The sequence below is a fragment of the Ferrovibrio sp. genome (genome assembly GCF_036381655.1).
In the GTDB taxonomy this organism is placed as follows: Bacteria; Pseudomonadota; Alphaproteobacteria; order Ferrovibrionales; family Ferrovibrionaceae; genus Ferrovibrio.
In genome coordinates this window covers 62,220-74,686 of record NZ_DASVCJ010000040.1, presented here as the reverse complement: position 1 = coordinate 74,686, position 12,467 = coordinate 62,220, and the positions used below count along the sequence as shown (strand labels likewise).

Here is a 12,467-nt window from a genome sequence, read left to right as displayed (position 1 = left end):
CCTGTCCTTCCCCCCAACTCGACGGGCGCCCCGGTGCCCGTCATTTTTTTTATCCGGTTGGGACCGCATGACGGCCGGCGCGGAGCTTCAGGGCGCTTTAGAATTCCTGCCAGTCGTCCTGATCGTCCGCTGGCGCGGCGGCGGGCGGCGGCTTCGGATTCGCCACAGCCTTTCGCGCCGCCGTCTTTTCCGCCGGCTTGGCCGTCCTGTCTGCGGCGGCCGGCGCGGCCTGCGCCGGGGCTTGCGCCCCGGCCGGCTGCAATGCCGCCTTCGGCGCGGCGGCGACCGGCGTTTCGCCGGTGCGGAAGAAGGCGACCAGCTCGGCCAGTTCGCCGGCCTGCCCGCTCAGCGCCTGGGCCGCTGCCGAGGTCTGCTCGACCAGCGCGCCGTTGCGCTGCGTGGTTTCGTCCATGCTGGCCACGGCGGTATTGACCTGCTCCAGGCCGCTGGCCTGTTCCCGGCTGGCGGCGGCGATCTCGGCGACGATGTCGGCCACCTTCTTCACGGCAGTGACGATCTCGGTCAGCGAGGCGCCGGTCTGATTGACCAGCTGCGCGCCGGTCTTGACCTGCGCATTCGATTCGTTGATCAGCGTCTTGATGTCCTTCGAGGCATTGGCCGAACGCTGCGCCAGCGCGCGCACCTCCTGCGCCACCACGGCAAAGCCCTTGCCGGCCTCGCCGGCGCGGGCGGCCTCGACGGAAGCATTCAAGGCCAGCAGGTTGGTCTGGAAGGCGATCTCGTCGATCAGCGAGACGATGTCGGAAATCTTCTGCGCGCTGGTCTCGATCTGGCTGACCGCGGCGACGGCGTCCTTGACCACGCTGCCGCCCTTCTCGGCGGTATCGCGCGCCGCCGTGGCAAGCTGGTTCGCGGCGGCGGCATTGTCCGCATTCTGCTTCACCGTCGCGGTGATCTCGTGCATCGAGGCGGCGGTTTCCTCGATGCTCGCCGCCTGGCTCTCGGTACGGCTCGCCAGATCCTGGCTGCCGGCGGAAATCTCGCCCGAGGCATCGCGCACGGCCGCCGCGCTGGCGCGCAGGCGCTGGGCGAAATCCTTCAGCCGGCCGGCCATGCGGTTGACGCCGTCCTTCAGTTCGCCGAAGACGCCGGCATAATCGCCCTCGACATGGCGGGTGACGTCGCCATCGGCCAGCGCGCCGGTGATCGTCGCCAGTTCGCCGGTCATCGCCTGCAGCATTCCGGCCAGGCCGTTGAGCCGCTGGCACATGGTCAGCAGGAAGCCCTCCTTGCCGGTCTCGTCCAGCCGCATGCCGAGATCGCCGGCGGCGATGCGGTCGCAGAGTTCGGAAATCTCCTCGATGGCCTTGCGCTCGCGCGCCTCGCGCAGCGCGCGCCGCTCCTCGGCTTCGCGGCGCTGCTCGGCGATTTCGGCCTCGGCCTTGCTGCGCGCCACCATGTTGTCCTTGAAGATTTGCACCGTCTGCGCCATGGCGCCGATCTCGTCGCGGCGCTCGGCGCCGTAGACGACGGTCTCGAGGTCGCCGTCGGCCAGCTTGCGCATCGTTGCCGTGATGCGGGTGATCGGCCGCGAGATCGTGCCGATCACGATCAGCAGCGCGATCACGATGGCAATCAGCAGGCCGGCGGCGGTGATGGCGATCATCATCATGCGCTGTTCGCCGTGGAAGGCGGCGAGCTGGCCGTTCATGTCGGCGACCAGCTTGCCATTGCGCTCGCTGGCGCCGCTCAGGGCGGCGACCATCTTCTTGCGCATGTTGACCACGGTATCGTCCTCGCCGACGATCATGGCGGCGGCGACGCCTTCGTTCAGCGCCGTTGCGGCAACCATGCGCCGCGTATTGAAGTAGGACTGCATCGGCGCCTTGACCTGCTCGTCGAAGCTGGCGCGCACATCCGGCGGCAGCACGCTTTGCCAATGCTCCATCTGCTTTTCGATGCTGGCGATGGTATCGGCTATCGCCCCGGCATACTCGCTGATCTCCTGGGGATTCTGCGCGGCATAGATGCCGCGGCTCTGCGCCTCGATCTGCGCCACCTGGCGGGCGACGCGCTCGCTGATCAGCGCGCGTTCGGTCAGTGCCGACATCTGGTTGGTCTGGCCCTGATAGCGGTCCATCGCGAAGATGCCCATCCAGCCGATGCCGATGGTCAGCGCCGCCATCAGGACGATGACGACGTAGATACGGGGACCAATATTCAATCGGGACAGAACGCGCATCATGATCTCCTGGCCGGCCAGGCCGGCGGGGCGGTGCATCGGGTATGAGGGTGGGCCTCTGCTGCGTGGCGTGCCGCCGGTATCACTCGGCATGCCGCAGAGGCCTGGGGGGAACTTTCCCATGCCCACGGGAAAGTGTCAGCAGGACTGCTCGTCCTGATGGCGATGCCTTTATGGCTGAAAACCCGTTGATGGATGAATTGCAGTTTTCTCATAGCCAAGATGCAGCGAATGCAGGGCGCGATTCGAAGCATGGCGCCGCCGCCGGGCTGCCGGTAATCTGCGCGTTTTCCGGCCTCACGCAGAAAAGAGTCTGACGCATGTCCCCCATCCGCCTCGGCATCATCGGTTACGGCATCATGGGCGAACGCCTGCTGCGCGCCGCGTTGAGCGCCGCGCCGGCCGTGGTCGAGGTCGCCGGATTGTGGGATCCCTCGCAGGCGGCGCTGCAGCGCCTGGCGCAGGATCTGCCCGCGGTGCCGCGGCTGGCTTCGGCCGATGCGGTGATCGCCGCCTGCGACTGCCTTTACATCGCCTCGCCGCCGGCCTCGCATCTGGCCTATGCGCGCGCCGCCTTTGCCGCCGGCCGCGCCGTCTTCTGCGAGAAGCCGCTCGCCGTCGATATCGCCGATGCGGAAGCCTTCGTTGCCGGGGCCGAAGCCGCCGGCGCCCGCGGCGCGGTGAATTTTCCCTTCGCCTCCAGCCTCGGCGTCGCCCAGCTGGTGCGCTGGCTGGCTGAGGGCGCCATCGGCGCCGTGCAGCGCGTCGAGGTCGAGATCGCCTTCGCCCATTGGCCGCGGCCCTGGCAGATGGATGCGATCGGCTGGCTGGACGCGCGCGCCCAGGGCGGCTTCACCCGCGAAGTCGGCTCGCATTTCCTGTTCCTCGCCCGGCGGCTGTTCGGGCCGCTCACGCTGCACAGCCACAGCGTCGCCTATCCTGAAGCCGGGCGCAGCGAGCGCAGCATCGCGGCGTCGCTGTCCGCCGGCAATCTGCCGGTGACGCTTGCGGGCGGCGTGGGCAGCACCGACAAGCCGGACCACAACACCTTCACCATCTTCGGCGGGAGCGGCCGCATCCGCCTGCGCGACTGGGCGGTGGCCGAGCGCGAGGGCAGCGATGGCCGCTGGGCCGAGGCGGAAGCCGCCATCCCGAACGAGAAGGCGCGGCCTCTGGTGCTGCGCGATCAACTGGCGAAGGTGGCGGCGATGACGGCGAAGGCGCCGCCGCCCGCGGGCCTCGCCCTGGCCAGCCTGCGGGAAGCGGCGGAGGTGCAGCGCGTGGTCGAGATGATCCTCGCCGGCTGATGCGCGAAGCGGCGCGGCCGCTATTCGGCGGCGGCGCGGCGGCGATGCGATCCTTCCTGGATTTCCTCGATCACCTTGGCGACGAAGGGCGCCAGATCGGCGGGCGAGCGGCTGGTGACGATGCCGTCATCGACCACGACCTCCTGATCCAGCCAGGTGGCGCCGGCATTCTCGACATCCTTGCGCACCGATTTGTATGAGGTCATGCGCCGGCCGCGCACGGCATCGGCCTCGACCAGCAGCCAGGGTCCGTGGCAGATCGCGCCGATCGGCTTGCCGGATTCGACGAAGGATTTCACCACGCTCACCGCATTGGGGTTGACGCGCAGCAGATCGGGATTGATCTGGCCGCCGGGGATGACCAGGGCGTCGTAATCGGCCGGATTGACGTCGTTGATGCGGCAATCGGCCTTGATGTCCTCGCCCCAATCGTCCTTGTTCCAGCCGCGGATCGGACGGCCGTCCGGCGAGGCGACCTCGACGGTCGCGCCCTTTTCGCGCAGGCGGTCGCGCGGCACGGTCAGTTCCGACTGCTCGACGCCGTTGGCCGCGATGATCAGGACGCGGGATTCGGTGATCTTCGCCATCGTTGTCTCTCCTCTCTATGCTTGTGTTGAAAGGAGACAACCGGGCGGATGGCGGCTTGTTCCGCGCCGGCACCTCACGCCGATGGCGGGAAATAGCCGAGCTGGGCGGAAATGCGGCGGGTGAAATTGCGCAGCGCCTCGGCATGCGGGCCGCTGAGGCCGACATCGATCTTCGGCGTCGGGCCGATTACGGTGATCGCCAGCTGCAAATGGCCGCTGTGATTGAAGATCGGCGCCGCCAGCGCGCTGATGCCCGGCACCGGCAGGTCGATGGTGGCGGCGATGCCGTCGCGGCGCACCTTCTCGATCTCGCGCGTCAGCGCCTCGCCGGAGAGCGCGCCGCTGTTGTTCCAGCCCTTCTGCGCCGCCTGCAATTCGGCCTGTATCACCGGCTCGACCAGCTTGGGCGGCAGATAGGCGGCGAAGATCTTGCCGGTCGCCGTGCCGGTGACGGTGAACATGCCGCCGGGGCGGACATTGGCGTGGATGTAGTTGGAGGATTCCTGCACCAGCACGATGGTCGGCCCATGCGTGCCCCAGACGGTGACTGCCACCATCAGGCTCAGTTCCTCCGCCAGGCCGATCACCGCTTCCGAGGCGAGGCGGTAGGGATCGGTGCCGTGCAGCCGGGCGAGGCCGAGGCGCAGCGCGAAAGGGCCGAGATGATAGCGCCCCGAGGCCGCGTCCTGCTCGACCAGTTCGAGCTTGCGGAAGCTGGTCAGATAGGCATGCGCCTGGCCCGGCGTCAGCTCGGCCTGGGTGGCGAGATCGCGCAGCATCATCGGCTGGCTGGCATCGGCGAGCAGCTTGAGCAGCCGGCCGCCGATTTCGACCGACTGCACGCCGCGTCCGCCGATGCGCAGCCGCGCCTCGGAATCGTTCTCGCTGTATAGCGAGATCGGCTGCTGTGCGCCCGCCACCTTTTCCGACATGCCGCTTCGCCTACCCAGTTTTCCCTTCAATAGCGGGTATGGCCGCGCCTGTCACTCGCGCCCTGTCATTCGCGTCCTGTCAATCGTGCCCTGTCAATCGGCGACACCGGCGGCATGCCGGCCGGCGATATAGCCGAAAGTCATCGCCGGGCCCAGCGTGATGCCGCCGCCGGGATAGTTGCCGCCCATGATGCTGGCCATGTCGTTGCCGGCGGCATACAGCCCGGGCACCGGCTGGCCGGTGCGGCCGTCCAGCACGCGGGCCTGCGCATCGGTCTTCAGGCCGGCGAAGCTGCCGAGATCGCCGATCACGACCTGCACGGCATAGAAGGGTCCGGTCTCGACCGGCGCGATGCAGGGATTGGGTTTCACCGTGGGATCGCCGAGATAGCGGTTATAGGCCGTGCTGCCCTTGCCGAATTGCGGATCCTCGCCCTTGCGCGCATGGCTGTTGTAGTCGGCCACCGTGCGCTGCAATGCCGCGGCGTCGATGCCGCAGGCCTGCGCCAGTTCGGCCAGGGTCGCGCCGCGCTTGAGATAGCCATTCCTGATCTGATGCGACAGCGGCACCGGGAAGGGCTTCACATGGCCCAGGCCATAACGCCGCAGGGTCGGATGATCGCAGATCAGCCAGGCGCAGATTTCGCCGGGCAGGTTCTTGCTCGCCTTGACCAGGGCCTGGCAGAAATCGTGATAGCAGTTGCCTTCGTTGACGAAGCGCGTGCCGGCGCGGGTCACCGCGATGACGCCCGGTTTGGCGCGGTCGATGAAATGCGGGAAGGTGCCGATGCTGCCGTCCTTGCGCGGCACGCGGCTGACCGGCACCCAGGCCGCGGCATTGGGCAGCTCGTCGGCCGTGGTCGCGCCCAGCGCGCTGGCCAGCCTGATGCCGTCGCCGGTATTGCCCTCGGGCGTCGGCGACCAATGCTCGCGGCCGCTGGGCGCATGCGGATACAGCCTGGCGCGGCGCGCGATGTCATGCGGAAAGCCGCCGGTGGCCAGAACGACGCCGCGTTTGGCGTTCACCCGCACCGGGCCGTCCTTGCAGCCGATGATCGCGCCGGTCACGGCCTCGCCCTCGCGCAAAAGCTCCTGCGCCGGCGCTTCCAGCCACAGCGGAATGCCGAGATCGAAGGCGGATTTCGCCAGCCGTCCGGCCAGGGCATTGCCGTTGGTCAGCCGCATGGCGCGGCCATGCGTGAGAAGATCGCGGCCGTATTTGACCAGCAGCTTGGCGACATAGGCCGCCGAGACCACCGAGCGGGTGACGTTGAAGAAATGCAGCAGCTCCTTGCCCGAGCCGATCATCATGCCGACGAAGGTGATCTCGGCGAGCGGCGGCCGCAGCGTCTTGATGCGATCGCCCAGCGCGCGGCCGTCGAAGGGCTCGGCGCAGATCGACCGCCCGCCGGCCAGGCCGCCCGGCTGATAGGGATGATAGTCGGAGAATTGCGCGCCGAGCACGAATTGCACCGCGGTCTTGTTCTGGAAGAAATCGACCATCTTCGGGCCGTTCTCCAGGAAGGCATCGACGCGCGCCGCATCGAAATGGTTGCCGGCCTCGTGCTGCAGATAGGTGCGGGCGGCTTCCTTGCTGTCCTGGATGCCTTCGCGCGCCGCCAGCGGATTGGCCGGAATCCACAGCCAGCCGCCCGAACGCGCCGTCGTGCCGCCATAGACGGGCTCCTTCTCGACGATCAGCACGTCGAGGCCATGCAGCTTCGCGGTGATTGCCGCCGCCATGCCGCCGGCGCCGGAGCCGATCACCAGCAGGTCGCAATCATGGGTTTTCGTTATCGGGGAGGATGCGTTCATAACTGCCGTACTCCGCTCAAAGCGTCAGATAACCGCCATCGACCGGCAGCATGGCGCCGGTGACGTAGCTTGACATGGTGGATGCGAGAAAGACGACCGGACCGACCAGTTCCTCGGGCCGGCCGGTGCGGCCCATCGGCGTATGCGCCATGAAGCGGCCGATGGCGGCCGGATCGGCGCGGGTCGCCTCCGTCATCGGCGTATCGATCACGCCGGGTGCGATGCCGTTGACCCGGATGCCTTCGGGCGCCAGTTCGGCGGCGAGGGCGCGGGTGAATTGCAGCACCGCGCCCTTGCTGGCGGTGTAGGTGGTGGCGCGCGGCCCGGTCGCGAAGGAGTTGATCGAGCCGAGATTGACGATGCGGCCCCTGGTGCGCCGCAATTGCGGCAGCAGCGCGCGCACCATGTTCTTCATGCCGGTGGCATTGACCGTCAGCGTCTCCTGCCAGTGCCGGTCGTAGTCGGGGTCGTCGATGCCGACGCGGCGGATGATGCCGGCATTGTTGACCAGGATCGAGGCGGGCCCGAGGGCGGCTTCGGCCTGGGCGGCGAAGCTTGCGCATTGCGCGGCATCGGTCACGTCGAGCGCGGCGGCGAAGGCCCGGCCGCCCCGCTTGCGGATTTCCGCCGCGGCCGCTTCGCAGTCGGCGGCCTTCACATCGCCCAGCGCCACGGCGGCGCCCTGTTCGGCCAGGCCGAAGGCGATGGCCCGGCCATTGCCCTGCGCCGCCCCGGTGACGATAGCGACATCGCTTTCCAATAGTTTAGCCATTGGTCCTTGTCCTATCTTAATTCGTGTATTGCGAACGTATTCGTTATTTCATATTCTCCGTCTTGTCGGATTGCAAGCGGGCCGTTCGCGGGGCCGTCTGCGATCGCGATTGGAGGAATGCTCAGCCGGGGCCCAGAAGGGCCGCCGGATGATCGGTCGGTTTTCAGACCCCGAGGGGAGGGACTTATGCGTCAGCTATTCTTGAAGGCGGCGGCTATTGCCTTTGGCGGAGCCTTGCTCGCCACCACGCCGGCAATCGCCAAGGACTACGATCTGCAGAGCGTGTTCGGCCTGCAGGTACCGTCGATCGGCCCCAGCCCGGTCAAATGGGCCGAGCGCGTCGCGCTGATGACCAACAACGAGATCAAGATCAAGGTGCACGGCGCCGGCGAGTTCGTGCCGCCCTTCGAGGTGTTCGGCGCGGTCAGCAACGGCTCGATTCCGATGGGCTTCGACTGGGTCGGCTACTGGGCCAACAAAATCCCGGTCGCCAATCTGGTCGGCTCGATGCCCTTCGGCCCGGACCCGGACCTGTTCCTCGGCTGGATGTTCCAGGGCGGCGGCCTGGAGATCATCCAGAAGGCCTATGATCCGCATCACGTGAAGATCATCCCCTGCCATCTGGTCGTGCCCGAGGCCGGCGGCTGGTTCAACAAGGAGATCAAGACCGTCGACGACATCAAGGGCCTCAACATGCGCATCGCCGGCCTGGGCGCCAAGGCGATGGCCAAGCTGGGCGCCAATGTGCAGCTCGTGCCGGCCGGCGAAATCTTCGTCTCGCTGGAGCGCGGCCGCATCGAGGCGGCGGAATTCTCGGCGCCGCAGCTCGATCTCGGGCTCGGCCTGCAGAAGATCGCCAAATACTACTACTTCCCCGGCTGGCATCAGCCGGCGAGCTGGGACACGATCATCGTCAACATGGATGTGTGGAACAAGTTCTCGCCCAAGCAGCAGCAGATCATGGTCGAGGCCTGCCAGGCCAACATCACCTACAACATGTACGACCAGATGAATGCGCAGATCGCCGCCATCGAGCAGATCGAGAAGGCCGGCGTGAAGGTGCAGCGCTTCCCCGAGCCGGTGCTGGCCGCCCTGCATAAGGCTTCCACCGAGGTGATGGAGGAAGAGGCCCAGAAGGATGCGCTGTTCAATCAGGCCTACCAGTCGCTGACCGCCTATATCAAGCGCGTCGGCCGCTGGAACCAGCTGCAGGCCCTGCCGCGCAACTGACCGGGTCAATACGCCGCCGCCGGCGCAGGCCGGCGGCGGCTCGATTCATCGAGGATGATATCCGTGATCAGGTTGCTTGAATCGATCGAAGCCGGCTGCGCCTCACTCGGGCGGGTGATCGGCTGGACCGTGCCGATCCTGACGCTCAGCGTCTGCATCGGCGTCGCCATGGTGCAGGCCCGCACCAATGTGCTGCTCGATTGGGGCGTGCCGGTGCCGCTGTTCGGCGAGCGCCTGACCCTGAACGGCCTCAACGACCTGCAATGGCATCTCTTCGCCTTGCTGGTGATGCTGGGCGGCGTCTACGCCCTGCATGCCGACGCCCATGTCAGCGTCGATTTCCTCGCCGGCAGTTTTTCCGACCGCCTGCGCCGCATCGTCACCATCTTCGGCGATCTCTTCTTCCTGCTGCCCTTCGCCGCCGTGATGACCTGGTTCGCCTGGCGCTACATGGCGGCGGCGTTCGACTCGGGCGAAAGCTCGTCCTACGGCGGCCTGGTCGACCGCTGGATCATCAAGGCGGTGATGCCGCTCGGCTTCGGCCTGCTCGGCCTGCTGGGGGTGACGCGCGCGCTGCGCCTGATCCTCTCCTTCTTCCTTCCGTCGCGGCGCGAGGCCTGACCGTGGAATATTTCTGGCCGCTGACGATGTGCGCCGCCCTGCTGCTCGGAATCTTCTCGGGCTATCCGGTGGCGCTGGTACTGGCCGGCATCGGCGTGTTGTTCGCCTTCGCCGCCGACGTGCCGATGATCTTCCTCTCCACCGGGGTTTCCCGCACCTTCTCCGGCATCCTGAGCAACTGGCTGCTGATCGCGGTGCCGCTTTTCGTCTTCATGGGGCTGATCCTGGAAAAGTCCGGGATCGCGCAGCGGCTGTTGCGCTCGCTCGCCGGCCTGCTCGGCACGCTGCCCGGCGGCTATGCCTTCGCGGTCGCCATCATCGGCATCGTCATGGCGGCCAGCACCGGCATCATCGGCGCCTCGGTGGTGCTGATGGGCGTGCTGGCGCTGCCGGTCATGCTGGAGAACCGCTACGACCCGCGGCTGGCCACCGGCGTCATCGCCGCCACCGGCACGCTCGGCATCCTCATACCGCCCAGCATCATGCTGGTGGTGCTGGGCGATACCCTGCGCATCTCGGTCGGCGACCTGTTCGCCGGCGCGATGATCCCCGGCCTGCTGCTCGGCGTGCTGTATGTCGCCTATCTCGTTCTGCTGGCGATCTTCCGCCCGCAGGTGATGCCGCCCTCGGGCCGGCGCGAGCGGATCGGCTTCGCCGCCGCCGCTTTCGGCCTGGCGCGCGATCTGCTGGCGCCCCTGGTGCTGATCCTGCTCGTGCTCGGCTCGATCATCGCCGGCATCGCCACCCCGACCGAGGCGGCCGCCCTGGGCGCCGCCGGCGCCTTCCTGCTGGCGCTGGCGACGCGGCAGCTGGACTGGCGGCAGTTCACCGCCGTGCTGCAGGAGACGACCAAGACCACGGCGATGATCATGTTCGTGATGATCGGCGCCACCATCTTCAGCGTCATTTTCCGCAAGCTGGGCGGCGATACCATGATCGCCGACGTGCTCGGCGCCGAGGAGGCCGGCACCAATGCCTATTGGGTGCTGTTCGTCATCATGGCCTTCATCTTCGTCCTCGGCATGTTCCTCGACTGGGTGGAGATCACCTTCATCGTCATCCCCATCGTGGCGCCGATCATTGCCGGGCTGGATTTCGGCCTGCCCAAGGAGCAGGTGCTGCTGTGGTTCGCCATCCTGTTCGCCGTCAACCTGCAGACCTCGTTCCTGACGCCGCCGTTCGGCTATGCCCTGTTCTATATCCGCGGCATCGCGCCACCGGAGATCGGCACCCGCGTCATCTATCGCGGCATCATGCCCTTCGTCGTCATTCAGTTGCTTGCGCTGCTGCTGACGGTATTCTTTCCGGAGCTGGCGCTGTGGCTGCCCGGAACCCTGTTTGGCAAATAGCGGGAGATCATCATGTCGAAAGCCTTCGCTTCCACCGCCGATACCGCCGAGAAGAAGATTTCCTTCACCCAGCTCGGCGATGGCCTTTATGCCTTCACCGCCGAGGGCGACCCCAATACCGGCGTGATCATCGGCGATGACGGCGTGATGGTGATCGACACCCAGGCGACGCCGAAGATGGCCGATCAGGTGATCGCGCATATCCGCAAGGTCACCGACAAGCCGATCAAATACGTGCTGCTGTCGCATTACCATGCCGTGCGCGTGCTCGGCGCCTCGGCCTACAAGCCGCAGCAGGTGATCGCCTCGGATGCGACGCGCTCGCTGATCATCGAGCGCGGCAAGGAGGACTGGGATTCCGAATACGGCCGCTTCCCCCGCCTGTTCCAGGCCGCCGACAGCGTCCCGGGGCTGACCTGGCCGACCATCAGCTTCCCCAGGCAGATGACGCTCTATATGGGCAAGCGGCGGGTCGAGATCATGCATCTGGGCCGCGGCCATACCGCGGGCGATACGGTGGCCTGGGTGCCCGATGCCGGCGTGATGTTCTCCGGCGATCTGGTCGAATATCATTCGGCCTGCTATTGCGGCGATGCGCATTTCAAGGACTGGCCGAAGACGCTGGACGTTCTGGCCGGCTTCAACGCCAAGGCCCTGGTGCCCGGGCGCGGCGATGCGCTGAGCAATCCCAGGCAGGTCAACGACGGCCTGCAGCTGACCCGCGATTTCCTCACCACGCTCTACGGCTCGGTGGCGGAAAGCGCCGCCAAGGGTTTGTCGCTGAAGGAAGCCTTCGATCGCGCCAATGATGCGATGCGGCCGCGCTTCGGCAATTTCGCCATTTTCGACCATTGCCAGCCCTTCAACGTGGCGCGCGCCTACGACGAGGCGCTCGGGCTGGATCATCCGCGCATCTGGACGGCGGAACGCGACCGCGAGATGTGGGCGGCGCTGAACGGCTAGCAGGAGATCGCAAGCTCGCCTGTTCGGCGGCGGCGCCTCAAGCCCGCTTCGGCGTCAGCTCTTTTGCCGCTTTTCCGCCAGCAAGGCACGGCAGGCGCGCTGCAATTCGGCGGCTTTCGCCGCCGAATCCTCCATCCGCGATGCCAGGATGGTCGCGCGTTCAGTGCAGGCTTGCAGGGCGTGCGGCGCGCTTTGTTGCGCCCAGTTGGGGAACAGCAGCGTCAGTAGGAGCACGGTCATCTGCATGATGGTGCCTCCCGTTCGAATCCCCGACAGTCATGCGGGCGGGAAACACCACGCGCCGCGCCGCGTTCCATCGCGGCGCGATCAATACTTGTAAGGAAGTATTACGGTCGGAAGCCGTGGCGGCTGCCGGCGGCGCGCATAGCCTGGCGGAAGGCGATCAGGGCTTCGCGGCCGGCGATCTGCTCCATGCCGGCCAGCTGGCTGCGCCGCTTCGGGCGGACGAAGGCAACATCGTAGCCGCCATCGGCATCGTCGCACAGCGAAACGACATAATCCTCGTTCTCGACGATCTTGGCGCAGACATCGATGATCCAGTCGTTCACCTGCATGGTACCCCCTCCGTTCAACAAGGCTGCAGGAAAACGGGATTGCAGCCGCCCACTGTCGGGAAACGCACAGTCACCAGCACACTCACAGTCACCAGTACACTCCCAGCATGACA

At 66.8% G+C, this 12,467-nt stretch carries 13 protein-coding genes; 6 read left to right on the top strand and 7 right to left on the bottom strand.

Translation table 11 applies throughout. From position 1 onward, the window contains the following. Positions 1 to 97: 97 nt before the first annotated feature. A complete protein-coding gene (locus VF194_RS08250) occupies positions 98 to 2,203 on the bottom strand; it encodes a methyl-accepting chemotaxis protein (protein ID WP_330889879.1) in 2,106 nt (701 codons plus the stop codon). A gap of 173 nt (positions 2,204 to 2,376) precedes the next feature. On the opposite strand from VF194_RS08250, the gene VF194_RS08245 reads away from it, so the two are divergent. Next, positions 2,377 to 2,520 carry a hypothetical protein gene (locus tag VF194_RS08245; protein WP_330889878.1) on the top strand — a complete coding sequence of 48 codons (144 nt, stop codon included), beginning with the start codon at positions 2,377 to 2,379 and terminating at the stop codon, positions 2,518 to 2,520. Positions 2,521 to 2,523: 3 nt separating this feature from the next. Next, on the top strand, positions 2,524 to 3,510 hold the full coding sequence (locus tag VF194_RS08240) for a Gfo/Idh/MocA family oxidoreductase (protein ID WP_330889876.1): 987 nt from the start codon (positions 2,524 to 2,526) through the stop codon (positions 3,508 to 3,510). Between the two features lie 20 nt (positions 3,511 to 3,530). Here the strand turns inward: VF194_RS08240 and VF194_RS08235 are convergent, their stop codons facing one another. The 4 genes from VF194_RS08235 to VF194_RS08220 all read right to left on the bottom strand — a co-directional run bounded on the left by VF194_RS08235 (position 3,531) and on the right by VF194_RS08220 (position 7,616). Then, positions 3,531 to 4,097: a type 1 glutamine amidotransferase domain-containing protein gene (locus VF194_RS08235; protein WP_330889874.1), complete on the bottom strand. Its 567-nt coding sequence runs from the start codon at positions 4,095 to 4,097 to the stop codon at positions 3,531 to 3,533. 74 nt (positions 4,098 to 4,171) lie between these two features. After that, positions 4,172 to 5,029, bottom strand: coding sequence for an IclR family transcriptional regulator (locus tag VF194_RS08230; RefSeq protein WP_330889872.1), 858 nt, complete (start codon positions 5,027 to 5,029; stop codon positions 4,172 to 4,174). 93 nt (positions 5,030 to 5,122) lie between these two features. Then, the gene (locus tag VF194_RS08225) at positions 5,123 to 6,844 is read right to left on the bottom strand and encodes an FAD-dependent oxidoreductase (RefSeq protein WP_330889870.1); all 1,722 of its coding nucleotides are present in this window, start codon (positions 6,842 to 6,844) and stop codon (positions 5,123 to 5,125) included. 16 nt (positions 6,845 to 6,860) lie between these two features. Further along, positions 6,861 to 7,616 carry an SDR family NAD(P)-dependent oxidoreductase gene (locus VF194_RS08220; protein ID WP_330889868.1) on the bottom strand — a complete coding sequence of 252 codons (756 nt, stop codon included), beginning with the start codon at positions 7,614 to 7,616 and terminating at the stop codon, positions 6,861 to 6,863. Positions 7,617 to 7,802: 186 nt separating this feature from the next. Here VF194_RS08220 and VF194_RS08215 point away from each other — a divergent pair, with 186 nt between their 5' ends. From VF194_RS08215 to VF194_RS08200, 4 genes are all read left to right on the top strand, one after another. After that, complete coding sequence (locus VF194_RS08215) at positions 7,803 to 8,846, top strand: TRAP transporter substrate-binding protein (RefSeq protein WP_330889866.1); 1,044 nt, start codon at positions 7,803 to 7,805, stop codon at positions 8,844 to 8,846. A gap of 63 nt (positions 8,847 to 8,909) precedes the next feature. After that, positions 8,910 to 9,467 carry a TRAP transporter small permease subunit gene (locus VF194_RS08210; RefSeq protein WP_330889864.1) on the top strand — a complete coding sequence of 186 codons (558 nt, stop codon included), beginning with the start codon at positions 8,910 to 8,912 and terminating at the stop codon, positions 9,465 to 9,467. A gap of 2 nt (positions 9,468 to 9,469) precedes the next feature. Beyond that, a complete protein-coding gene (locus VF194_RS08205) occupies positions 9,470 to 10,816 on the top strand; it encodes a TRAP transporter large permease subunit (RefSeq protein WP_330889862.1) in 1,347 nt (448 codons plus the stop codon). A gap of 12 nt (positions 10,817 to 10,828) precedes the next feature. Then, entirely contained in the window at positions 10,829 to 11,779 is a 951-nt protein-coding gene (locus VF194_RS08200; RefSeq protein ID WP_330889860.1) for an MBL fold metallo-hydrolase, read from the top strand. Positions 11,780 to 11,833: 54 nt separating this feature from the next. On the opposite strand, the gene VF194_RS08195 is transcribed toward VF194_RS08200, so the two are convergent. Together VF194_RS08195 and VF194_RS08190 are read right to left on the bottom strand one after the other, a co-directional pair. Next, complete coding sequence (locus VF194_RS08195; protein WP_330889859.1) at positions 11,834 to 12,025, bottom strand: hypothetical protein; 192 nt, start codon at positions 12,023 to 12,025, stop codon at positions 11,834 to 11,836. Positions 12,026 to 12,126: 101 nt separating this feature from the next. Beyond that, positions 12,127 to 12,354, bottom strand: a complete 228-nt coding sequence (locus VF194_RS08190) for a hypothetical protein (RefSeq protein WP_330889856.1) — start codon at positions 12,352 to 12,354, stop codon at positions 12,127 to 12,129. Positions 12,355 to 12,467 lie beyond the last annotated feature (113 nt).

Bases quoted from the DNA above. Each gene is read 5' to 3' on its own strand.
- VF194_RS08195 (WP_330889859.1), bottom strand. From the start codon at position 12,025: ATGCAGATGACCGTGCTCCTACTGACGCTGCTGTTCCCCAACTGGGCG.
- VF194_RS08200 (WP_330889860.1), top strand. From the start codon at position 10,829: ATGTCGAAAGCCTTCGCTTCCACCGCCGATACCGCCGAGAAGAAGATT.
- VF194_RS08235 (WP_330889874.1), bottom strand. From the start codon at position 4,097: ATGGCGAAGATCACCGAATCCCGCGTCCTGATCATCGCGGCCAACGGC.
- VF194_RS08220 (WP_330889868.1), bottom strand. From the start codon at position 7,616: ATGGCTAAACTATTGGAAAGCGATGTCGCTATCGTCACCGGGGCGGCG.
- VF194_RS08225 (WP_330889870.1), bottom strand. From the start codon at position 6,844: ATGAACGCATCCTCCCCGATAACGAAAACCCATGATTGCGACCTGCTG.
- VF194_RS08250 (WP_330889879.1), bottom strand. From the start codon at position 2,203: ATGCGCGTTCTGTCCCGATTGAATATTGGTCCCCGTATCTACGTCGTC.
- VF194_RS08230 (WP_330889872.1), bottom strand. From the start codon at position 5,029: ATGTCGGAAAAGGTGGCGGGCGCACAGCAGCCGATCTCGCTATACAGC.
- VF194_RS08245 (WP_330889878.1), top strand. From the start codon at position 2,377: ATGGCTGAAAACCCGTTGATGGATGAATTGCAGTTTTCTCATAGCCAA.
- VF194_RS08240 (WP_330889876.1), top strand. From the start codon at position 2,524: ATGTCCCCCATCCGCCTCGGCATCATCGGTTACGGCATCATGGGCGAA.
- VF194_RS08190 (WP_330889856.1), bottom strand. From the start codon at position 12,354: ATGCAGGTGAACGACTGGATCATCGATGTCTGCGCCAAGATCGTCGAG.
- VF194_RS08215 (WP_330889866.1), top strand. From the start codon at position 7,803: ATGCGTCAGCTATTCTTGAAGGCGGCGGCTATTGCCTTTGGCGGAGCC.